Source organism: Mesorhizobium sp. M7A.F.Ca.US.010.02.1.1, from assembly GCF_004023085.1.
Classification (GTDB): Bacteria; Pseudomonadota; Alphaproteobacteria; order Rhizobiales; family Rhizobiaceae; genus Mesorhizobium.
The window spans coordinates 20,693-42,798 of sequence record NZ_RZRV01000005.1; the positions used below are offsets into that span (position 1 = coordinate 20,693).

The 22,106-nt window shown below is 63.0% G+C and carries 25 protein-coding genes; 15 read left to right on the plus strand and 10 right to left on the minus strand.

The features are described 5' to 3' along the window. Positions 1-41: 41 nt before the first annotated feature. The 8 genes from ugpC to EOA19_RS06765 all read left to right on the plus strand — a co-directional run bounded on the left by ugpC (position 42) and on the right by EOA19_RS06765 (position 6,703). Positions 42-1,127: a sn-glycerol-3-phosphate ABC transporter ATP-binding protein UgpC gene (ugpC, locus tag EOA19_RS06730; protein WP_127290452.1), complete on the plus strand. Its 1,086-nt coding sequence runs from the start codon at positions 42-44 to the stop codon at positions 1,125-1,127. Positions 1,128-1,164: 37 nt separating this feature from the next. Next, positions 1,165-2,490, plus strand: coding sequence for an ABC transporter substrate-binding protein (locus EOA19_RS06735; RefSeq protein ID WP_128303096.1), 1,326 nt, complete (start codon positions 1,165-1,167; stop codon positions 2,488-2,490). Positions 2,491-2,584: 94 nt separating this feature from the next. Beyond that, a complete protein-coding gene (locus EOA19_RS06740; protein WP_128303097.1) occupies positions 2,585-3,535 on the plus strand; it encodes a sugar ABC transporter permease in 951 nt (316 codons plus the stop codon). Between the two features lies 1 nt (position 3,536). Then, the gene (locus tag EOA19_RS06745; RefSeq protein ID WP_023810030.1) at positions 3,537-4,430 is read left to right on the plus strand and encodes a carbohydrate ABC transporter permease; all 894 of its coding nucleotides are present in this window, start codon (positions 3,537-3,539) and stop codon (positions 4,428-4,430) included. Between the two features lie 128 nt (positions 4,431-4,558). After that, positions 4,559-5,170: a rod-binding protein gene (locus EOA19_RS06750; protein ID WP_164892873.1), complete on the plus strand. Its 612-nt coding sequence runs from the start codon at positions 4,559-4,561 to the stop codon at positions 5,168-5,170. Positions 5,171-5,182: 12 nt separating this feature from the next. Further along, complete coding sequence (locus EOA19_RS06755; RefSeq protein WP_127290460.1) at positions 5,183-5,608, plus strand: hypothetical protein; 426 nt, start codon at positions 5,183-5,185, stop codon at positions 5,606-5,608. A gap of 97 nt (positions 5,609-5,705) precedes the next feature. Continuing rightward, entirely contained in the window at positions 5,706-6,221 is a 516-nt protein-coding gene (locus EOA19_RS06760; RefSeq protein ID WP_128303098.1) for a hypothetical protein, read from the plus strand. Positions 6,222-6,418: 197 nt separating this feature from the next. Further along, a complete protein-coding gene (locus EOA19_RS06765) occupies positions 6,419-6,703 on the plus strand; it encodes an SCP2 sterol-binding domain-containing protein (protein ID WP_013529756.1) in 285 nt (94 codons plus the stop codon). A gap of 95 nt (positions 6,704-6,798) precedes the next feature. Here EOA19_RS06765 and EOA19_RS06770 read toward each other — a convergent pair whose 3' ends face one another. Both EOA19_RS06770 and odc2 read right to left on the minus strand, forming a co-directional pair. Then, positions 6,799-7,368, minus strand: coding sequence for an N-acetyltransferase (locus EOA19_RS06770; RefSeq protein WP_128303250.1), 570 nt, complete (start codon positions 7,366-7,368; stop codon positions 6,799-6,801). 171 nt (positions 7,369-7,539) lie between these two features. After that, positions 7,540-8,673 (minus strand): ornithine/lysine decarboxylase, encoded by a 1,134-nt coding sequence (gene odc2, locus EOA19_RS06775; RefSeq protein WP_023810036.1) that lies wholly within the window; start codon positions 8,671-8,673, stop codon positions 7,540-7,542. Between the two features lie 540 nt (positions 8,674-9,213). On the opposite strand from odc2, the gene EOA19_RS06780 reads away from it, so the two are divergent. The 4 genes from EOA19_RS06780 (at position 9,214) to EOA19_RS06795 (ending at position 13,238) form a co-directional block, all read left to right on the plus strand. After that, complete coding sequence (locus tag EOA19_RS06780; RefSeq protein WP_023810037.1) at positions 9,214-10,410, plus strand: amidase; 1,197 nt, start codon at positions 9,214-9,216, stop codon at positions 10,408-10,410. Positions 10,411-10,412: 2 nt separating this feature from the next. Next, entirely contained in the window at positions 10,413-11,312 is a 900-nt protein-coding gene (locus EOA19_RS06785) for a LysR family transcriptional regulator (protein ID WP_023810038.1), read from the plus strand. Between the two features lie 82 nt (positions 11,313-11,394). Further along, complete coding sequence (locus EOA19_RS06790; protein WP_023810039.1) at positions 11,395-12,063, plus strand: DUF1007 family protein; 669 nt, start codon at positions 11,395-11,397, stop codon at positions 12,061-12,063. After that, a complete protein-coding gene (locus EOA19_RS06795) occupies positions 12,060-13,238 on the plus strand; it encodes a nickel/cobalt transporter (protein ID WP_128303099.1) in 1,179 nt (392 codons plus the stop codon). The genes EOA19_RS06790 and EOA19_RS06795 overlap by 4 nt, the downstream gene beginning before the upstream one ends. Before the next feature lie 25 nt (positions 13,239-13,263). Here the strand turns inward: EOA19_RS06795 and denD are convergent, their stop codons facing one another. From denD to EOA19_RS06815, 4 genes are all read right to left on the minus strand, one after another. After that, on the minus strand, positions 13,264-14,241 hold the full coding sequence (gene denD / locus EOA19_RS06800) for a D-erythronate dehydrogenase (protein WP_128303100.1): 978 nt from the start codon (positions 14,239-14,241) through the stop codon (positions 13,264-13,266). 16 nt (positions 14,242-14,257) lie between these two features. Beyond that, positions 14,258-14,470, minus strand: a complete 213-nt coding sequence (locus tag EOA19_RS06805; RefSeq protein WP_128303251.1) for a hypothetical protein — start codon at positions 14,468-14,470, stop codon at positions 14,258-14,260. 89 nt (positions 14,471-14,559) lie between these two features. Next, positions 14,560-15,528, minus strand: coding sequence for a cation diffusion facilitator family transporter (locus tag EOA19_RS06810; RefSeq protein WP_128303101.1), 969 nt, complete (start codon positions 15,526-15,528; stop codon positions 14,560-14,562). Between the two features lie 10 nt (positions 15,529-15,538). After that, positions 15,539-16,225, minus strand: a complete 687-nt coding sequence (locus EOA19_RS06815) for a GNAT family protein (RefSeq protein WP_128303102.1) — start codon at positions 16,223-16,225, stop codon at positions 15,539-15,541. 83 nt (positions 16,226-16,308) lie between these two features. On the opposite strand from EOA19_RS06815, the gene EOA19_RS06820 reads away from it, so the two are divergent. Together EOA19_RS06820 and EOA19_RS06825 are read left to right on the plus strand one after the other, a co-directional pair. Next, a complete protein-coding gene (locus EOA19_RS06820; protein WP_128303103.1) occupies positions 16,309-17,499 on the plus strand; it encodes a pyridoxal phosphate-dependent aminotransferase in 1,191 nt (396 codons plus the stop codon). A 145-nt stretch (positions 17,500-17,644) separates the two neighbouring features. Continuing rightward, the gene (locus tag EOA19_RS06825; protein WP_128303104.1) at positions 17,645-18,010 is read left to right on the plus strand and encodes a YciI family protein; all 366 of its coding nucleotides are present in this window, start codon (positions 17,645-17,647) and stop codon (positions 18,008-18,010) included. Here EOA19_RS06825 and EOA19_RS06830 read toward each other — a convergent pair whose 3' ends face one another. The 3 genes from EOA19_RS06830 to EOA19_RS06840 form a co-directional block, all read right to left on the minus strand. Further along, complete coding sequence (locus EOA19_RS06830) at positions 18,011-18,766, minus strand: SDR family oxidoreductase (RefSeq protein ID WP_023810046.1); 756 nt, start codon at positions 18,764-18,766, stop codon at positions 18,011-18,013. 258 nt (positions 18,767-19,024) lie between these two features. Continuing rightward, positions 19,025-19,762, minus strand: a complete 738-nt coding sequence (locus EOA19_RS06835; protein WP_128303105.1) for a tellurite resistance TerB family protein — start codon at positions 19,760-19,762, stop codon at positions 19,025-19,027. 116 nt (positions 19,763-19,878) lie between these two features. Then, positions 19,879-20,799 (minus strand): rhodanese-related sulfurtransferase, encoded by a 921-nt coding sequence (locus EOA19_RS06840; RefSeq protein ID WP_128303106.1) that lies wholly within the window; start codon positions 20,797-20,799, stop codon positions 19,879-19,881. 308 nt (positions 20,800-21,107) lie between these two features. On the opposite strand from EOA19_RS06840, the gene EOA19_RS06845 reads away from it, so the two are divergent. After that, positions 21,108-21,746 carry a 2-dehydro-3-deoxy-phosphogluconate aldolase gene (locus tag EOA19_RS06845; RefSeq protein ID WP_128303107.1) on the plus strand — a complete coding sequence of 213 codons (639 nt, stop codon included), beginning with the start codon at positions 21,108-21,110 and terminating at the stop codon, positions 21,744-21,746. Positions 21,747-21,819: 73 nt separating this feature from the next. Here the strand turns inward: EOA19_RS06845 and EOA19_RS06850 are convergent, their stop codons facing one another. Next, entirely contained in the window at positions 21,820-22,011 is a 192-nt protein-coding gene (locus tag EOA19_RS06850; protein WP_127272097.1) for a hypothetical protein, read from the minus strand. Between the last annotated feature and the right edge of the window lie 95 nt (positions 22,012-22,106).

Genomic DNA, 22,106 nt, shown 5'->3' on the forward strand with positions numbered 1-22,106 from the left:
TTGTTCCTTCGACGACGTCGCGGGAATTGTTGGGAGGACCGATGGCGTCTGTCGCAATTGGCGAAGTCTATAAATCATTCGGCGCTGTCGAGATCCTGCACGGGGTCAGCGTGAACATCGAGGACGGCGAGTTCGTCACTCTGGTCGGACCGTCGGGCTGCGGAAAATCAACCCTTCTCAGAATGATCGCCGGCCTGGAAAAGATTTCACGCGGCCAGATCGCGATTGGCGAACGTGTCGTCAACAACGTTGCGCCCAAGGAGCGCGACGTCGCCATGGTCTTCCAGAACTATGCGCTTTATCCACACATGACCGTTGCCGAGAACATGGCGTTCTCGCTGATGCTCAAAGGAGTTTCCAAGCCGGAGAGCGATGCCGGCGTGCGCCGCGCGGCCGAAATCCTTGGGCTGGTGCCGTTGCTGGCGCGCTATCCTCGGCAGCTTTCCGGCGGCCAGCGCCAGCGTGTCGCAATGGGCCGCGCGATCGTGCGTGATCCGGCGGTGTTTCTCTTCGACGAACCGCTGTCCAATCTCGACGCCAAACTCAGAGTGCAGATGCGCGCCGAGATCAAGGAACTGCACCAGCGCCTCAAGACCACGACAGTCTACGTCACCCACGATCAGATCGAAGCCATGACCATGGCTGACAAGATCGTGGTCATGCATGACGGCATCGTCGAGCAGATAGGGCCGCCGCTGGAACTCTATGACCGGCCGAACAACCTTTTTGTCGCCAGCTTTATCGGCTCGCCGGCCATGAATTTGCTGAGGGGCGAGATCGCTACCGACGGCTCACCCTCGTTTCGCGGCGCTGGCGGGATTTCAGTCCCGTTGGCCTCGGCACTTTCCATCCGCAATGGCGAGCCTGTGGTGCTGGGAATAAGGCCCGAGCATTTGCGGCTGTCCGACGAGCAGGGCATTCCGGTCACCGTCGCGGTGGTTGAACCAACCGGGTCCGAAGTGCAGCTCATCGGCAGGACAGCCGGCGGCGAAGAGATCGTCGCGAATTTCCGGGAACGACATTCCTTCACGCCGGGCGAAACCATCCGGCTTACGGCCGAGCCCAGCCTTATCCATCTCTTTCACGCAGAAACCGGACAGAGATTCCAAACACGTACCGATCAGTAGGACCACAGGCAAGGACAACAAACAGGAGGAAACGAGCATGAAGTTCACCAGACGCGACGTGATCCGCACCACCGCCGGCGCGGCGGCAGGTGCCTTGGGAAGTCGGTTCATCAGCTCTCCGGCCCTTGCCCAGGACGGACTGAAATACAAACCCGAGGATGGCGCCAAGCTTAGACTGCTGCGCTGGTCGCCTTTCGTCCAGGGCGACGAGGACCAATGGCTGGCCAACACCAAGCGCTTCACCGAAGCGACCGGTGTCGAGGTTCGCGTCGACAAGGAAAGCTGGGAGGACATTCGTCCCAAGGCGGCAGTCGCGGCAAATGTCGGGTCCGGCCCCGACCTGATGTTCGTCTGGTTCGACGACCCGCACCAATATCCCGACAAGCTGCACGACGTGAGCGAACTGGGCGAGTATCTGGGCGCGAAATACGGTGGCTGGCACGAGGGGCCTAAGCAATATGCGACACGCGACGGGAAGTTCGTCGGCCTGCCCCTGGCCACGATCGGCAATGCCATCGTCTATCGGGAAAGCTGGGTGAAAGAGGCCGGCTTTTCGGAGTTTCCAAAGGACACGAAAGGCTTCCTGGAACTTTGCAAGGCCTTGCAAGCGAAGGGACATCCGGCCGGCTTCACGCATGGCCATGGCGTCGGCGACGGCAACAACTATGCTCATTGGCTGCTGTGGAGCCATGGCGGCCAGATGGTCGACGAGAGTGGCAAGGTAACGATCAACAGCCCCGAGACCCTCAAGGCGATCGAATACGCGCAGGAGCTCTACAAGACCTTCATTCCAGGCACCGAAAGCTGGCTCGACGTCAACAACAACCGCGCCTTCCTGGCCGGCGAACTGGGGGTGATCGCCAATGGAATTTCCGCCTACAACACGGCCAAGATCAACAAGGACAAAGATCCAAAGCTGGCTGAAATCGCCAAGGACATACGCACGACCAACCTGCCCATCGGTCCTGTCGGCAAATCCGTCGAATTGTTCCAGGTGACCACGGCTGTCATCTTCAATTACACGCCCTACCCCAACGCGGCTAAGGCGTATTTGCAGTTCATGTTCGAGGAACCGCAAATGAAGGACTGGATCACCTCCTCGGCCGGATATTGCTGCCAGACACTGAAGGCATTCGACAACAACCCCGTATGGACTGCCGATCCCAACAACGCCGCTTACGCCAAGGCTTCGGCTACTCTGCGGCCCAACGGCTATGCCGGGCCGCTCGGCTATGCCTCGGCGGCAACCATGGCCGACTACGTGCTGGTCGACATGTTCGCCAAAGCGGTGACCGGCCAGGCCACGCCGCAAGAGGCAATGGAAGAGGCCGAGAAGCGGGCAAATCGCTATTATCGCGTTTGAGCCGGCTCAGCCGGGCAGCGCGGCTGCCCGGCTGGCTTCGGATTGCGTCGCGGCCGATCCGGCCTATCAATGAGACCTCAGCAGGAGCCAACCCATGGCCGTGCCGTCAGCTGCTATCCAGCCGCGACCTTCGATCTTCTCACGGATTCTGTCGCGCTGGAGCGAAAGTCGGAACGCACTTGGCTTCGGCTTCATGCTTCCGGCGGCTGCACTGCTGCTTGTCTTCCTGACCTATCCGCTGGGGCTCGGCGTTTGGCTCGGCTTCACCGATGCCCGCATCGGCCGCCCCGGCATCTTCATCGGCATCGAAAACTATGAATATCTGTGGAGCGACGCCGTCTTCTGGCTCTCCGTCTTCAACACCTTGCTCTATACGATCAGCGCTTCGATCCTGAAATTCGCGCTCGGCCTCTGGCTAGCGCTCCTCCTCAACCAGAACCTTCCCTTCAAATCGTTCTTCCGCGCGATTGTCCTGCTGCCGTGGGTGGTGCCGACGGTGCTCTCGGCCATCGCCTTCTGGTGGATCTACGATTCGCAGTTCTCCATCCTGTCGTGGGCGCTTATGGAAATGGGACTGATCGATCACCGCATCAATTTCCTTGGCGATCCGGAGAACGCACGCGCCTCGGTGATCGCTGCCAATGTCTGGCGCGGCATTCCTTTCGTGGCCATCACGCTGCTGGCCGGCCTGCAGACGATTCCCCAATCGCTTTACGAGGCCGCGACGCTCGACGGCGCCAGCCGTTGGCAGTTGTTCCGCTATGTGACGCTGCCGCTGCTGACGCCGATCATCGCCATCACCATGACCTTTTCGGTCCTGTTCACCTTCACCGATTTCCAGCTGATCTATGTGCTGACTCGCGGCGGGCCGGTGAATGCCACCCATCTGATGGCGACGCTCTCGTTCCAGCGCGGCATTTCCGGCGGCCAGCTTGGCGAGGGAGCCGCAATCGCGGTGGCGATGATCCCATTCCTGCTAGCGGCGATCCTTTTCAGCTATTTCGGCTTGCAACGTCGTAAATGGCAGCAGGGCGGTGGAGACTGACATGGCCGCGATCGAAACGAACAATCGTCCGAACACGGATGAAGGCGGCATGGGCTATCTCCAGAGCCTGCCCCGGCGCGTGGTGACCGTTTATCTGCCGCTCCTGATCTTCGTCATCGTGCTGCTGTTCCCGTTCTACTGGATGACGATCACGGCGGTGAAACCCAATCTCGAGATGACGGATTATGCCAATTTCAACCCGTTCTGGGTCGTCCATCCGACGCTCGAGCATATTCGGTATCTGCTCTTCGACACGTCCTATCCGGGTTGGCTTCTCAACACGATCATCATCTCGACCGCCGCAACTTTCCTGTCGCTGCTGGCGGCGGTGTTCGCTGCCTATGCGATCGAGCGCTTGAGGTTTTCCGGGGCGCGGCAGGTCGGCTTGGCGATCTTCCTGGCCTATCTCGTGCCGCCCTCGATTCTGTTCATTCCCCTGTCGGTGATGGTTTTCAACCTCGGCCTTTACGATACGCCGTTCGCGCTGATCCTCACCTATCCGACGTTCCTCATTCCATTCTGCACGTGGCTCTTGATGGGCTACTTCCGCTCGATCCCCTTCGAACTGGAAGAATGCGCGCTGATCGACGGCGCCAGCCGCTGGCAAATCCTGACCAAGATAGTTCTGCCGCTGTCGGTGCCTGGCCTGATTTCCGCCGGCATCTTCGCTTTCACCCTGTCATGGAACGAATTCATCTACGCTTTGACTTTTATCCAGTCGTCCGAAAACAAGACCGTGCCGGTCGGCGTGCTTACCGAGCTCGTACGTTCGGACGTCTATGAATGGGGAGCCCTGATGGCAGGCGCGCTGATCGGCTCCCTGCCGGTGGTGGTGCTCTATTCATTCTTTGTCGAGCACTACGTCTCCTCGATGACGGGCGCGGTCAAGGAGTGAAGCTGAGGCGGAAATCGACGATGGAAAAAACTGCCCGACAACGCATGGCGCGAAGTCGGCAGCTTCGATCGATCCCCGCACTTCCGCTCCCTCTCCTTCCCGCAAGCCTGCCACAAGCTTGTTGAGGCATGGTCTGGCTAAGGAAAACCGGTAAAAGGCGGACTTTCTTGGCGATTTCTCCACCCAGCGACATCGTTATGGATGTGGCCCGAGCCGTCGACCCGGCGGATATCGAGACCGCCCGCGCCGCGCTGGCAAAACGGGCCGGCGGCGCTGCGGGCACGTTTTCACTCGACACCGCCGCTTCGGTCGATGCCGGCTCGATCCTGTCGCGCGCCACCGCCGACAAGGCCGCCGCTGCAACCAACCCGGCCAACAAATTCAAGAAGTTCGAGGCGATGGTGCTGCAGACCTTCATCCAGAACATGCTGCCAAAGGATACCGAGGGCGTCTACGGCAAGGGCCTGGCCGGCGACATGTGGAAATCGCAGCTTGCCGAGCGGGTGGCCGACGTGATGGCCGAACGCGGCGGCATCGGCATCGCCAAGTCGATGCTTGCCGACCACTATCTCGAAGGCAAGCGCGTGGTTCCGGTCGGTCCGGTTTCGGGCGGGTTGGAAAAGACCGAGATCGACCAGCAAAACAGCCTGTCGACCTCGCTGGTCCACCAATTGCAGCGCAAGGCTGCGGGGTCGATGACCGGTGACGAGACGACCATAAAAACAAACATCAAGATCTAAACGGGAAACGCCATGGCCGACTTTTCGGAATCCACCTCCAACCTGCCAGCACGCACGACCGCGTCGGAAGCGCCGATCCCGTTCGCGCGGCCCGGCAACCTCGCCGCCATCATCGGTCGCATCGAGGAAGTGGTCGAGGAAGAGACCGCCGGTATCCGCAACGCGACCAACTATGATCTCAAGGCGTCGAACGCCCGCAAGAGCCGCTACCTCTACGAGTTGACCCGCGCCATGAAGGGCGGCAGCGAAGCCGAATTCCTCGAACAGCACCGCGAGGGCCTGACCCGGCTGCGCCAGAAGCTGGCGAAGAACGAAGCGGCGATCCTCGCGCATCTCAGCGCGGTCAACGAAGTCGCCAGCCTGCTGCGGCACGCCATCCAGCGCGCCGAGACCGACGGCACCTACTCCGCCGGCGAGTTCGGCTGGATGAAGGCATGATGCCGAACACGAGCGACACATCGGAGATACTGCCGAAGCAACGGCGCAGTGCCGCGTTGCCATCCCAAGGGACCGATCAAGGGACTGACAAGAGCCGATGATCAAGGTCATCGCCATCGCCGTCTGGATTTGCGCCGCAACCCTCGGCGCCGTGTTCTATTCGTTTCAGGCGGCCGGCGAGCGCGGTGTCGGCGAAACGCCGAAGCCGATGCTGGGCGGTCTCGACTACGTCAAGACCGACATCATTTCGGTGCCGCTGATCCGCGATTCTGAGATCGGCGGCTATTTCCTGACCAAGCTCGTCTACACCGTCGAACCCGAGCAGATAAAGAAGCTGTCCATTCCGGCCGAAGCGCTGATCACCGACCAGGTCTATTCCTACCTCTATTCCAATCCGCAGATCGACTTCACCAACAAGGCGACCATCGATCTCGATGCTTTCCGCGCCGCCATCCGCGATACCGTCAACGCGCGTGTCGGCGCGCCTTTGGTGCATGAGGTTCTGATCGACCAGGTCAATTTCCTGTCGAAGGACGAAATCCGCGACAACTGGCTGCGCCGCAAGAAAAGCGAGACGGCGACCGAAATGACCAGGGCGTTCAAGGAACACTGAGTTGCCCTGCTCACAGGCCCGGTCACATCGAGCCTCGCCTGCCGCAAGGGCAGGAACCAGCCACCCGAATCCGCGTTGACGTAAACGTCAACCCAAAGCTATATGCGGCAGCGACCGTGATCGCGAAACCGCGGCATGGGCTTCGGCTGGATCGAAGCGCCGTTGCGAGACAGATGCAACCAGACAAGGAGAACAGCGTGAGCGTTCAGGAGATTGCCGAGAAGATCAAGTCGCGGGTGGCCAGCAGCGGGTTCGATCGTTCCGTGAAATTCGACACCGGCAGCGACGGCGTCATCGTCATCGACGGCGCAACCGTCTCGAACACCGATGCACCCACCGACTGCACCATCAAGCTCTCGCTCGACGACCTGGATTCGCTGATCGCTGGCGACCTGAACCCGACAATGGCGTTCATGACCGGCAAGATAAAGGTCGAAGGCGACATGACCGTCGCCATGGCGCTCAGCCAGCTGATCGGCTGAAGGCATCCAGCCGCCCAGGCGGCATCCACCAATTGCGAAAAACGCCGCCCTTTTTCGGGCGGCGTTTTTGCATGAAATGCTGGCGGCTTCGTGTCTCAGGCCGCCGATATCAATTCCTGCGCCTTCAGCTTGCGGCCGGCCGCCTTCAGCGTGCCGTGCACGCCGTCAAGCGCGCCTTCCACCAGTTCCAGCGCCAGCAGGCGGTGCCGCTCATAGGGTCCCGGCATGGCAAGTGAACCGGTCTTCTCGGCCGAGAAGCCGAAGCGCGCGTAATAGGGCGCATCGCCGACCAAAAGGATAGCGGCATGGCCGAGACGCGCCGCTTCGGCGATGGCATGGCGCATCAGCGCCGAGCCGATGCCTGCATTCTTGAGCGACGGGTCGACGGCAAGCGGGCCAAGCAGCAGCACGGCCGCACCGCCCTCGCCCAACCTGACATCCCACAGCCGCACGGTGCCGGCCACGCCGCCCGAAGCATCGCGGGCGACGAAGGCCAGCCCTTCCGAGGGCCGCCGGCCACGCCGCAACTTCTCCGACGCCTTTTTCCTGCGCTTCGGCCCCATGGCCCGATCGAGCAACGCCTCGCGCGCCGCAACATCGGCGGCGGCTTCGGCGACCATCCCAAAGGCCGGTGCGTGGCCCCCAATTTCAACTGGCATTTCCATTTCAAATGACATTTCCATTTCCGCAATCCCTGGCGAGCGGAGATCTGTTCCACAGGCGAGCCCGGGTGGACGACAGGCGCCCACCTGGGATGATCTGATCGGCTCTCTCAGCGCATTTTCAGGCGAAGTTGTGTCCGGTTCGCCGTCCGAAAATGCGCTGAGGAAGCGCCGTCAGATCACGTAGGATCGGAGAGGCTCGAAGCCGTTGAAGGCGACCGCCGAGTAGGTGGTCGTGTAGGCGCCGGTGCCTTCGATCAGCACCTCGTCGCCGATCGTCAGCGACAAAGGCAGCGGATAGGGCGTCTTCTCGTACATCACGTCGGCCGAATCGCAGGTCGGGCCGGCGAGCACGCAGGGTGCCGTCTCCGTGCCGTCATGCGCGGTGACGATGGGGTAGCGGATCGCCTCGTCCATCGTCTCGGCCAGGCCTCCGAACTTGCCGATGTCGAGGAACACCCAGCGCACATTGTCGTTGGCCGCTTTCTTCGAGATCAGCACGACTTCCGACTTGATGACGCCGGCATTGCCGACCATGCCACGGCCCGGCTCGATGATGGTTTCCGGAAGCGCGTTGCCGAAATGCTTGCGCAGCGCCGAGAAGATCGCCTGGCCATAGGCCTGGGCGGCAGGCACGTCACGCAGATAGCGCGTCGGGAAACCACCGCCCATATTGACCATCTTCAAGACGATGCCTTCTTCGGCGAGCGTCGCGAACACCACCTTGGCGTCGGCCAGCGCACGGTCCCAGGCGGTCAGGTCGGTCTGCTGCGAGCCGACATGGAACGATACGCCATAGGCGTCGAGGCCGAGCCCCTTGGCATGGCGCAGCACGTCGACGGCCATCGCCGGCACGCAGCCGAACTTGCGCGACAGCGGCCATTCGGCGCCCTCGCCATCGGTCAGCACGCGGCAGAACACGCGCGCGCCTGGAGCGACGCGGGCGATCTTCTCGACCTCTTCGACGCAGTCGACCGCGAACAGGCGGATGCCGAGCTGGTAGGCGCGTGCGATGTCACGCTCCTTCTTGATGGTGTTGCCGAAGGAGATGCGGTCCGCCGGCGCACCGGCGTCCATCGCCATCTCGACTTCGGCAACGGAAGCGGTGTCGAAGGACGAGCCCATCGCAGCAAGCAGGCGCAGGATTTCCGGCGCCGGGTTTGCTTTCACAGCATAGTAGATCTTGGAATCAGGCAGCGCCTTCTCGAAGGCGCGGAAATTGTCGCGCACGACATCGAGGTCGACGACGAGGCAGGGGCCGGTCGGACGTCGGGTGGCGAGAAAGTCAAGAATGCGCTGGGTGGCCATCGGGGTCTCTCCATCAGCGCCTTTCGGCGCGCAATAAGGCTGCGGGACGCGGGCTGTCGGCCTCGCGAACTCGCGGTGGACAAAGGCGGGACGGAAATTCATGGAACCAGCCGGTGGAGACCCCGGAACCATGAAGCGCCGTCTCGCGGCGGTGAACCTTGGCCTTGCCCGGCCTCGGTTCGCTTTGTCTGCCTTGGCTTGGATGGGAGACCCGTCCGCACTGCCGGCAATGAAGGTGTGCCTCTTCAGTAACCCCGGTTTTTGGACAACCGGCAGAACACCAGAAAGGCCCGCACCGTCGTTGCTTCAAGGTGTCCTCGGGCTGGCGGTTGGCCGCTAGACCGACTGGAGGGGTTAGCTCCAGTTACCTTACCGATTTCCCTCACCATTCGAGGATCGGCGGACACCCACAGGCACGTGCGACTTTGGGCAAGCGCGATATAAGGGCGAAGACTTTCACAATCAATAAAAATCGTATCGCAGGTTGTAAAATTTCTGGCGTCGAACAATGTTGCGGCAACCGTATCCGGATATCGAACGATGACAGGCACGCACGGCCCTCTCAACGCCTTTCTCGATCTTCGCCAGATGCCAGTGGCACATGCCCAGCTAGGCCCGCTGGCCGGCCTGCGGCTGGCCGTCAAGGACATCTACGACGTCGCCGGCTACCGCACCGGTTGCGGCAATTTGCAAAAATTCGCCGAAAGCCACGCAGCCTCGCGCACCGCACCCGCCGTGCAGATGATCCTCGATGCCGGCGCACGCTTCGTCGGCAAGACGCAGACCGACGAGCTTGCCTTCGCGCTGTTCGGCCAGAATGCGCATTTCTCGTTTCCGGTGAACCCGGCGGCACCCGACCGCGTCACAGGCGGCTCCTCATCGGGATCGGCGGCGGCGGTGGCGGGCAGGCTGGCCGATATCGCCACCGGCTCCGACACCGGCGGCTCGATCCGCGCCCCGGCGAGCTTTTGCGGACTGATCGGGCTGCGCACCACGCATGGCCGCATTCCGCTCGACGGCACGATGAAGCTGGCGCCGAGCCTCGACACGTTCGGCTGGTTCGCCGACGACATCGAGACCTACGAAACCGTCGGCAAGCTGCTGCTCGGCCGCGATCCGCACCAGCATGTGTTGGACCGGCCGCTGGCACTGGATTGGCTGGATGGATTGGTCGCCCGCCCGGCGCTTGCCGAATATGGTGAAATGAAGGGGCTGGCGGGCAAGGTCTTCGGCGCGCCGATGACGCCGGGAGTGCGCTTCTCCTCATCTCCCGATGAACTCTACTGGTGCTTTCGCCGGCTGCAGGCCAGGGAGGCCTGGGCGGTGCATGGCGAATGGATCACCAGCGGCGAGCGCGGCCTTGGCCCCGGCGTCGAGGAGCGTTTCGGCTTTGGCCGCGCCGTCGACGACAAGACAGCCCAGGCCGAGAAGGTGCGACGTCTGACCTTTCGCGGCGAACTGAGCGCCCTGCTCGGCAAGAACGGCTTCCTTGTCCTGCCGACGGTGCCTGGTCCGGCACCTTACGTGGACAGCACGCCGGAGCAGTTCCAGGCCTATCGCGAACGGGCGCTCCAACTTCTGTGCCTGGCCGGCCTGTCCGGTTTTCCACAGATCACACTGCCCGTCGGCTCGGTCGCCGGCGCCCCGTTCGGCCTGTCGCTGCTTGGCCCTTCCGGCAGCGACATTGCCCTGATACGGCTCGGCCGGAAACTTCTCGACGCGGCACGAAAGGCCTGACCATGGACACACTGACGCGCATGCGTGCCTTCATCGACGTGGTCGAGGCCGAGGGCTTTTCGGCGGCGGCGCGCAAGATCGGCCGCTCCAAGGCCTTGCTGTCGAAATATGTGCGCGAGCTGGAGGATGAACTCGGCGCTTTGCTGCTCAACCGCACCACGCGCCAGTTCTCGATGACAGAAGCCGGCCACACCTATTACCGGCGCGCCTCGGAGATCGTGCGCGAGGTCGACAGCCTAGCCGACGCGGTGCGTGAATCCTCCGGCGACGTGCGCGGCCGGATCAAGCTGTCGGCGCCGCGCACCTTCGCCGATGCGCCGATCGGCCAGTCGCTGATCGACTTCGCCAAGCAGCATCCCGACATCGTCCTCGACATCCAGCTCGACGACCGCTTCGTCGATCTGGTCGAGGAAGGCTTCGACCTTGCGGTGCGCATCTCGCGGCTGGAGAACTCGTCGCTGATCGCCAGGCGGCTGGCGCCGTTTTCGATAAAGCTCTGCGCCTCCCCCGAACTGATCGCCAAGCATGGCATGCCGACAAGGCCGCAGGATCTCAGCCGCATGCCTTGCATCGTCGACACCAATGGCCGCGGACTGAACAACTGGCCGTTCAAGGGCGACAATGGCGATCCGGTGAGCGTTTCGGTGTCCGGTCCGGTCGAGGTCAACAGCCCGATGACGGCGAGAGCCGCGGCCGTGGCGGGTCTCGGATTTACCGTCCTGCCGGATTTCATCGCCGCGCCCGACCTCGCGAGCGGCCGGCTGGTGGCGGTGATGGATGACCGTATCCTGTCGGGCGGCGGCATCTTCGCCGTCTACCCGCACCGTCGCTATCTGCCGGCGAAAGTCCGCGTCTTCGTCGACTTTTTGGTGCAGTGGTTCAGGACGCGCGAGGCTGGCTGACCGGCGTCAATAGTCTCGTGGTCCCAATTTCGCCCCCTTTCTGGTAACTCTCGGCAACTCTTCCGAGGCCTATGGACCGAGAATGAATCTGAAACGGCACGCAATCATGCTGGCTTCGGCCTTGGCGGCTACTTTTGCCGCCACTGGACCCGCTTACGTGCATCCGCATGTCTTCGCCGAGGCCCGCCTCGATGTGATTCTCTCCCCGGATCACCAAAGCGTGAAGGCTCTGCGTCATCTCTGGCGCTTCGACGATCTGTTTTCCTCGACCGTGATGATGGAGTTCGACAAGAACTCCGACCTGAAGCTCGACGACAAGGAGCTGAAGGAAGTCGCCGACACCGTTCATGCCTCGCTGGCCGAGTTCAATTACTTCCAGCTCGTCACCGTCGACGGCAAGGATGTGGCGATGACGCCGCCGCCGCATCTGATGGCCAATTTCGACAACGATCAGCTGATCATCCTTTTCGAGTCCGAACCTAAGGTGCCGATCAAGCTCCACGGCAAGATCGATATCGGCGTCTACGATCCGACATTCTACACGGCGATCGACTTCACCGAGGACTCCAACATCACGGTTGAAGGCCTGCCCTCGAACTGCACCAGCAAGGTGGTCCGTCCAGACCCGGACGAGGCCATCAAGGAAAACCAGAAGACCCTCACCGATGCCTTTTTCAATGACCCGACCGGCACCGATATGAGCAAGATCTTCGCCACCAAGCTCGAACTGACCTGTCAGCCAGAAGGATGAAGCCGGTGACGAAACCGTCCCTGCGTTTGGCATTCGGCCTGTTGGCCCTCACTGTCGCCATGATGCATTTCGCCGACGCCGCTCATGCCCAGAGTTCGCTCGGCATCGGCGTCAATGACGGCATGGCGCCCACCACCGGCCCGTTCGCCCACATCCTGATGTGGATCAATCTCAGGCAGCAGGAATTCTACCGCGCGCTGGCGACGGCGATGAAGGCGATGCGCCAGGACGGCAGCAAGATCTGGGTACTCGTCGGCCTGTCCTTCGCCTACGGTATTTTCCATGCCGCCGGCCCCGGCCACGGCAAGGCGGTGATCTCGTCCTACATGGTGGCCAATGAGGTGGCGTTGCGGCGCGGCATCCTCTTGTCCTTCGTCTCGGCGCTGCTGCAGGGCCTGACCGCGGTCGCAGTGATGGGAGTCGCCTACTTCGTCCTGCGCGGCACCTCCGTCTCGATGACGGACGCAGCCTGGTTCATGGAGATCATGAGCTTTGTCTTCGTCACCCTGTTCGGCGCCTGGCTCCTGTGGCGCAAGCTCGGCCCTTCCATCCTGCGCCTGTTTGGCAGAGGACCGGCCTACAGCCTGTCGGCGGCTCACGCCGGCCATTCTCACGCCGGTCATTCTCATGGGGGTCATTCGCATGCCGGTCACTCCCATGCAGCTCACAGCCATTCGGCGCATGCTCATGCGCACGCGCTACACGCGCATGACCATGTGCACGGCCCTTCGCACGATCATCACGATCATGCCGAACACGATCATGAACACCACGATCACGCGGCGGGCGAAGTCTGCGACACCTGCGGCCATTCGCACGCACCCGATCCGGCGCTGCTGTCGGGCGATCGCTTCGACTGGCGCACGGCGTGGACGGCGGTGGCGGCGGTCGGCATCCGCCCCTGCTCCGGCGCGCTGATCGTGCTCAGCTTCGCCCTGCTCAACGGGCTCTGGCTCGGCGGTTTGCTGTCGGTGCTGGCGATGTCGCTGGGAACGGCGATCACCGTATCGGCACTGGCGACACTGGCGGTGACCGCCAAGAACTGGGCGGTCTATTTCGCCGGCGACGGCCGCATGGGCAACCGCATCCACTCGATCGTTGAGATCGGCGGCGCCGCCTTCGTGTTCCTGTTCGGACTGCTGCTGCTGTCGGCAAGCCTGGCGGCAGGCGGATGATGCCCGACGCAGCGAGGCTCGGAGTTTAACCCGCGATCTTGCCGCCGAGCTCATCTTCGATATGAGCGCGGATGATCTCGTCAAAGCTCCTTTCGGCGCTGAAGCCCAGTTCCCTTGACCGCCGCGCCTCGAACCGTGTTGGCCAGCCCTTGACGATCGCCCAGATCGTGTCATCCGGCTCCTCGCGGATCAGGCTTACCGCCTTCGGCCCGGCGATGCGTTCCAGCGCCTCGATCTGCTCGCCGACGGTGACGGCGACGCCAGGCATCGTCAGGTTGCGGCGTGGCCCGACGGCGCTGCTGTCGATCCCTGCCGCATGGATCAGGAAGTTGACCGCCGAGCGCGGGCTGGCATGCGTGTGCACGACCGAGCGCGGCACCGGCAGGATCGCCTCCTGGCCGCTCAACGGCTCGCGGATGATGCCTGAGAAGAAGCCGGACGCCGCCTTGTTCGGCTTGCCCGGCCGCACGCAGATGGTCGGCAGCCTGATGCCGATGCCGTCGAAGAAACCGCGCCTGGAATAGTCGGCCAGCAGCGCTTCGCTCATCTGCTTCTGGGTGCCGTAGGAGGTCAGCGGCGTCGGATGGAAGTCATCGGGAATGACATCCGGGAACGGCGCGCCGAACACCGCGATCGACGAGGTGAAGACGACGCGCGGCGCAAAGCCCGCCAGCCGGATGGCATCGAACAGGGCCCGCGTGCCATCGAGATTGACGCGGTAGCCGAGATCGAAATTCGCTTCCGCCTCGCCCGACACGATGCCGGCAAGATGGAACACGACGTCGGGGCGCGATGCGACCAGGCGCTCAGTGGCCCCCGCTTCGGCGAGATCGCCGGTGTGCAGCGTGACGCTGACGCCATCCAGGCTCGGCGCCTGCGGCGGCACGATATCGTGTAAATCGAGCGCCGTGATCTTGCGGCCGCGCAGCGTCCCGTCCTTTGCCAGCCGGGCGATGAGCTTGCGGCCGACCATACCCGCGGCGCCAGTGATCAGAATGCGCATATCGAAAACCCCTTGCCTATTTACCCTGGTTTTTGCGCTGGTTGCGGGCCCGCAGCCAGAACACCGAGAAGAACGCCAGCACGAAGACGATGCCAAAGGCGCCGGCCAGCACCGTCGAAAGGCTGCCGAGAGCCAGCATTACGGTCGGCAGATAGTAGGCGCCGATACCGAACAGAAGCATGATCCACACTGCGGCGAGAAGAGCATTCCTGGTGTCGCGGTCCATCATGCCGCACCAGGGCAGCGGGCGTTCGTCAAGCTGGTTTTCAAGGTTTTGCAACTCCCGAGGCAGGACAATCGACATCGATCGATCCGGTCCTAGTGATGGTGGTCGTGATAGGCTGCCGCTTCATGCTCGTGCCCATGCTCGTGCTCGTCGCCATCGTCGGCGCACTGGCCGAATTCCGGTTCCACGGTGGCATGGCTGATGCCGTGCTCGCTGGCAAGCCGCTTCTTGACGGCACTCACCGCCTGATGCGCATCGACGCCCTCGTCGAGACAGGCATGCAGTGTCGCCATGTTGCTGGTCCCGTCGAGCGACCAGACATGCATGTGGTGCACTTCGCACACGCCCTGGATCGTCGCCTCGATATCCCTGGCGATCAGATCTCGGTCGAGGCTTGGCGGCACGCCCTCGAGCAGGACATGGGCGGCTTCTCGCATCAGCGACCACGCCGTGTAGAGGATCAGCAGCGAGACCAGGACCGACAGGATCGGGTCGATCGGCGTCCAGCCGGTCGCCAGGATGACCAGCGCCGCCGCGATGGCCGCCGCCGAGCCGAGCAGGTCGCCAAGCACATGCAGGATGGCGCCGCGCATGTTCAGGCTCTCGCGGTCGCCGCCATGCAGCACGAAGAACGAGCCGATGTTGACCAGCAAGCCAAGGATCGCCACCGCCAGCATCGGCCCGCCAAGCACCGGCGCCGGCGCCTGCAGGCGCCCCCAGGCCTCGTAGACGATCCACAGGGCGATGACGAAGATGGCGATGCCGTTGGTATAGGCCACCAGCGTCTTGACCCGGCCGAAGCCATAGGTGAGGCGAACGGTCGCCGGGCGGCCAGCCAGATGGAAGGCATACCAGGCAAGGCCGAGCGCGATCGAGTCGGCGAGCATGTGGCCGGCATCGGCCAGCAGCGCCAGCGATCCGGTGAGGATGCCGCCAAGCGCTTCGGCGACCATGAAGCCGCCGGTCAGGCAGGCTGCGATCAGAACGCGTTTCTTGTCGGTCGAGCCGTGCACAGGACCAGGGCTGTGATCATGCCCGCTGTGATCGTTTGTATGTGCCAATGGCGAACTCCTAAGCGCCGAATTCCGCGCGACAATCCTCGAGCCGTCGCTTCTGCTGGCCGTTGCCACCGAAATTGGCCGGATCGAGCCACGCCTCATAGGCGCTGCGCAGCGCCGGCCACTCCTTGTCGATGATCGAATACCACGCGGTATCGCGGTTTTCACCCTTGACGATGAGATGCTGGCGGAAAATGCCTTCGAACTTGAAGCCGAACCGTTCGGCCGCCCGCTTCGACGGCTCGTTGCGGTTGTTGCACTTCCATTCGTAGCGGCGGTAGCCGAGTTCGTCGAAGATGTATTTCATGAACAGGAACTGCGCTTCGGTCGCCCCCGGCTTGCGCGAGATGAGCGGCCCCCAATAGATGTTGCCGATCTCGATGACGCCGTACGCCGGATCGATGCGCATCAGCGTCTGGCGCCCGGCGACCTTGCCGCTGGCCTTGTCGATGACGGTGAAGAACAGCGGATCCTCGCTGGCCTCGACCTTGTCCAGCCATGGCTGGAAGGCGGCGCGGGTCTCCGGCGGATAATCGGGCAACCAGGCGAAGCGGCCGTCGATGTCGGACACGGAGGACGCTTCATAGAGGCCGTCGCCATGTTTTGCAGCACTCAGCGGTTCGAGCCGGACAGTGCTTCCGTCGATGGTCTTGCGTTCGGGCCGCGGGCGCGGTTGCCAATCCCTGAGATTTTCCGACACCGAAAGCTCCAATCCGTTTGACTTTTGCCAGCCGAAGCTCACAAAAACGCGACCCAGCAGCAAGAACCACACGGACGGAAAAAATGCTCCACACGATTTCGGCCTTCGACCGCCTTGGCGAGGAAAACGCCTTTGCCGTGCTCGCGAGGGCCACAGCACTTGCCCAACAAGGCCGCGACATCGTCAATCTCGGCATCGGCCAGCCGGACTTCAAGACGCCGCAGCACATCGTCGAGGCGGCGATCAAGGCGCTGCGCGACGGCCATCACGGCTATACGCCGGCCAATGGCCTGCTGGCGACGCGCGAGGCGGTGGTGCGGCGCACGCTGACCACCACCGGTGTCGAAGTATCGCCCGAAACGGTGATGATCCTGCCCGGCGGCAAGCCAACCATGTTCGCCGCGATCCTGATGTTCGGCGAACCTGGCGCCGAGATCCTCTATCCCGATCCGGGCTTCCCCATCTATCGCTCGATGATCGAATTCACCGGTGCGGCGCCTATTCCGGTGCCGATGCGCGAGGAAAACGGCTTTGCCTTCTCGGCCGAGGAGACGCTGGCCCTGATCACCTCGAAGACCAGGCTGCTGATCCTCAACTCGCCCGCCAATCCGACCGGCGGCGTCACGCCGCGTGCCGAGATCGAGAAGCTGGTCAAGGGGCTGGAGGCGCATCCGCACGTCGCCATCCTCTCCGACGAGATCTACGACGTCATGACCTATGATGGCGAGACGCATTGCTCGCTGCTCGGCTTTCCCGAGATCCGCGACCGGCTGATCGTGCTCAATGGCTGGTCGAAGACCTGGGCGATGACCGGCTGGCGCATGGGCTGGTCGATCTGGCCGAATGGCGACAAGGGCGCCCATCTCTACGACAAGGTGCGCAAGCTGGCGGTCAACTGCTGGTCCTGCGTCAACGCGCCGAGCCAATTCGCCGGCATCGCCGCAATCGACGGCCCGCAGGACGATGTCGCCAATATGATGCGCGCCTTCGACCGCCGCCGGAAGATCGTCGTCGAGGGACTGAACGCCCTGCCTGACATCTCCTGCATCACGCCCAAGGGCGCGTTCTACGCTTTCCCCAACGTCTCGAAGACCGGCTGGAAGGCCAAGAAGCTGGCCTCGGCGCTGCTCGACGATGCCGGCGTGGCGCTGATCGGCGGCCCCGATTTCGGCATTCTCGGCGAAGGCTATATCAGGCTCTCCTACGCCAATTCCGAGGAGAACATCTTGCGGGCGCTGGAACGGATCGGGGCCTTCCTGGCGAAGGAAGCTTGAAAGCGGGCCGCTGTCCTCTTCCGGACAATTTGCGGCTGTGGCATGACGGTGGCATGAGCCGTCCGGAGGCGCGAGGCCAAGACTGGGCGTGCATGTCGAGAACGGCTACGGTCCTCGGATCAGGATCGAAGTGGGGTGACATCGGATGTTCTATGCAATCCTTGCCTATCATGTGGAAGACGCAATCAAAGCGCTGACGCCGCAGGAAGATACGGCGCTGATGGCTGACTTGCTCAAGATCCATGAAGGGCTCTATGCCGACGGCAGCCTTGGGCCGTCGGCGCGGCTTGACGCGACACAATCGGCCTGCACCTTGCGCGACGGCATGATCGTCGACGGCCCCTTCGCCGAAACCAAGGAACAGCTTCTCGGCCTCTATGTCGTCGACTGCCCGACGCGGGACGATGCCATCGCTATCGCGCGCGAGTTTCGTCGCGTCAATCCGACCGCCGTCTACGAGATCCGTCCTATCGCGCTCTATCTACCCGGCGCAGAGCTACCGGGAGAATAACTACCCACGCCCGACAAACGGCATCTTGGTCGCCATGACGGTCATGAACAGCACGTTGGCCTCGAGCGGCAGGCTGGCCATATGGACGACGGCGTCGGCGACGCGCTGAACATCCATCACCGCTTCGGCTGATATCGAGCCGTTGGCCTGCGGCACGCCGACCGTCATCGGCTGCGCCATATCGGTCAGCGCATTGCCGATGTCGATCTGGCCGCAGGCGATGTCATAAGGCCGGCCGTCGAGCGCCAGCGTCTTGGTCAGCCCGGTGATGGCATGCTTGGTCGCCGTGTAGGGCACCGAGCCCGGGCGCGGCGCATAGGCCGACACCGAACCGTTGTTGATGATGCGGCCACCCATCGGCTTCTGCTTGCGCATGGCGCCAAAGGCGGCACGGGCACACAGGAACGAACCGGTGAGATTGACGCCGACGATATCGTTCCACACTTCGACCGGTATCTCGTCGATCGGCGCCGATTTGTAGCCCATGCCGGCATTGTTGAAGAGCAGGTCGACACGGCCGAAGGCCGCCGCCACGGTCTCGAACAGATCGTCGACCTCGCCTGCCTTGCTGATATCGCAGGCTACCGCCAAGGCCTTGGCGTCGGTGCGGCCGGCCTCGGCGACCGCAGCGTCCAGCACCGACTTGCGGCGCCCGCAAAATACCGTGTTCCAGCCGTTCTTGAGCAGCGCCGTGGCGACGCTCTTGCCGATGCCCGTGCCGGCCCCGGTGACGATGGCGGTTCTTTGCTCGGTCATGGCTGTTGTCCTCCGGCAGAGCTGCGCTTGCTCGACTGATTTTCGGGTTTTGGCTCGAAAAAGGAAGGCATCGCAAATGACGGCGGCGATGGCAAGCGTGTCCATCCGATCGGGCCGACAAAAAGGGCGGCCATTGGCGACCGCCCCTGATCTGAACCGGGCTTGGGAGGAGGAAAAGCCGATCCGACTGTGTTGAATGATGCGCTTGCTGGGTTAACGAGAGGTTAACCCGGAAAGTGCCTCCTGTGCCGTTTTGGCCTACCAGCGCGGATTGGGTGATGTCCCGGCCTTGGCCGGCACCTTGGCCGCCGAAACCGTTGCCTCGACATGGTCGACCAGCGCGTCCGGCAGGCCGAGCCGGCCTGCAAGCAGGTCGAGATAGCCACGCTCGGCGCGGGTATCGGGATCGATGGTCAGGCGCGACGCCGTGTAGAGTTCGAGCTTCTGCGCGTCGGTCTTGGCGCCGGCCACCAGCGTGTCGAGGTCAAGCGGGCTTGCCAGCTCCGCCATCAGGAACTTTTCGGCATCGGAGTCTATGCCGGCCAGGCTGAGCTTGCCGGCGATCTTCTGGCGCTCTTCATCGTCGATATGGCCATCGGCCTTCGCCGCCGAGATCATCGCCCGTATCAGGGTCAGCGTGAATTCGTCCTCGCCTTGCGGCGCCTGCGACGGGTGGAAGGCGGTGTCCTTGGGCGGCGGCAGCAATTCTGGTTCGCCGGTCGCCGGTGCTTCGGCGGGTGCGTTGCCGGCCTTGTAGTTCTGGTAGGCCTTGTAGGCGAGGCCGCCGATGGCAGCCAGTCCGCCAAGCTTCACCGCGGCGCCCGTTACGTTACGACCGGCACCAGTTCCAAGCAGCACGGCGGCCAGTGCGCCGGCGGCCAGCGGATTGTCCTTGGCCATCTGCACGGCCTGCCCCGCCTTGTCGCGAACGGTGCCGCTGGTGCCGGGGATTTGCGAGCCGAGCAGATCGTCGAGAAGCTTCTTGGGATCGAACATTCAGTGCCTCCAGGATTTGCCCGGCCGAACGGGCAGGTTTCGAACGTCGAAGACGTAAGTCCCGAAACTTGACATTGCAATGACGGCGGCCGCTTTGCAGCAGCTCGATGCCTGGATCAGGAGCCGATATGCGGCTCTCTGCCCCGCGCCTGCGCAAGCTCGACCTGGCGCTGGCGCTCGGCATAACGCTGGCGGTCCTCGTCCGAACGCGCATCGAAGCAATGGGGGCAGGAAATACCGGCGGCGAATTTGGGCGACGTCAGGTCGCCCGGCGTCAGCGGGCGGCGGCAGGCCCGGCACAGTTCCGCTTCGCCCTCGGCGAGGCCGTGCGACACCGAAACGCGCTCGTCGAAGACGAAGCACTCGCCTTGCCAGAGGCTCTGTTCAGCCGGAACCTCTTCAAGGTATTTGAGGATGCCGCCCTTGAGATGAAAGACATCCTCGAAGCCGAGCGATTTGACATAGGCGGTTGCCTTTTCGCAGCGTATGCCGCCGGTGCAGAACATCGCCACCTTGCGGCCTTCGAACTCCCCCCGGTGCGCCTCCACCCAGGCCGGGAACTCGCGAAAGCTTGCGGTGGCCGGGTCGATCGCACCCCTGAATGTGCCGATCGACACCTCGTAGGCGTTGCGCGTGTCGATGATGACAGTGCTGGGCTGCGAAATCAGCGCGTTCCAGTCGGCCGGCGCGACATAGGTGCCGGCACTTTTCGAAGGATCGATGTCGTCGACACCCATGGTAACGATCTCGCGCTTCAGCCGCACCTTCATGCGGTGGAACGGCATGTCCGCGGCTGCGCTGTACTTGACCTCGAGGCCAGCCAGCCCTTCGATGGCTTCAAGGTACAGGATCAGTTCGGCAATTGCCGTCTCGCTGCCGGCGACGGTGCCGTTGATGCCTTCATGCGCCAGAAGCAGCGTGCCCTTGATGCCGCGCCCGCAGCAGAAGGCGGCGAGCGGCGCGCGCAGTTCTTCGAAAGCGTCGAGCCGGGCAAACCGGTAGAGCGCTGCGACGCGGAAGGGTGGAAGTGATGTCATTGCCGAAGCCACTAAACGCTCACGAAAGCCGATTCAAGGCAGAGCAAGCATCCTGTTCGGAGGTCACTGGCGCAAATCTGCACCATAGGCGAATTTGTACCATAGCTGAGATCAGGGAGTCAAGAAAAAATTCCTATCCTGAAAAACTGTCGGCACAAAACTGCCGACACCGCCGAGCTGACAGCCGCCTTTGTGAGCTAAGCCTGGCGAGCATGGGCGACGCGTGACATCGCGACACGGCCGGTTTCGTGGACAGGAAAACGGCCTTCTGCTAACCGGTTGAATTGTCCCACGCCACGGAGAGACACATGCCTAGCAAAACCGAAAAACTCCTGTCGCTCCTCAACGGCCAGCCCGTCATCCCGGTGCTGAAGATCTCTGATGTCGCCAATGCGGTGCCGCTGGCACGCGCGCTGGCACGCGGCGGCCTGCCGGCTATCGAGATCACGCTGAGGACCGCCGACGCACTGGAAGCGATCCGACGGGTGGCCGGTGAAGTCGAGGACGCCATCGTCGGCGCCGGCACCATCCTCGATGCGGGCCAGTTCGAAGAGGCAGCCGCCGCAGGCTCTCGGTTCATCGTCAGCCCCGGCATCACCCGCGAGCTTCTCGCGGCAGCCGCCGGCAGCGATGTTCCGCTGCTGCCCGGCGCCATCACACCCGGCGAGATCATGGCCGCGCGGGAAGCCGGCTTGCGCTTCCTGAAATTCTTCCCGGCCGAGCAGTCGGGCGGCATCGCTTCGCTGAAGGCCTTCGCCTCACCGCTCGCCGATGTGAAATTCTGCCCGACCGGCGGCATCTCGGCCAAGAACGCGGCTGACTATCTAAGCCTGCCCAACGTGGTCTGCGTCGGCGGTTCTTGGGTGGCGCCCGACGACCTCGTCAAGGCCGGCAAGTGGGACGAGATCGAAGCCCTGGCGCGCGCGGCGAGCAAGCTTGCGAAATAAGGCTTCGGCCACGGCATGAAAATACCCGGCCGACTCGCGTCGACCGGGTTTGCCAAATCGGCTCCGAACCGGATCAGCTACAGACCCGAACCTTTTCAACCACCCTGTGGTGATGCTTCCAGCTTGTGACCACCTTGGTCCGGCAATGCTTCTTCATGTGCATATGGTCATGAGTCTTGACGACAATGGTCTCGGCCTGCGTAGGGGCGATGGCCGCCGAAGCGGTTGCCAATGCGATGACCGATGCCAATAGGATGTTCTTCATGGATCTCCCCGGGTTTGAACGAACCTATATTAACCCGGGGAATAGGCCGACCGTTCCGCCTTCACGAGAAGTTCAGCCGCGCGTGACCGTGCAGG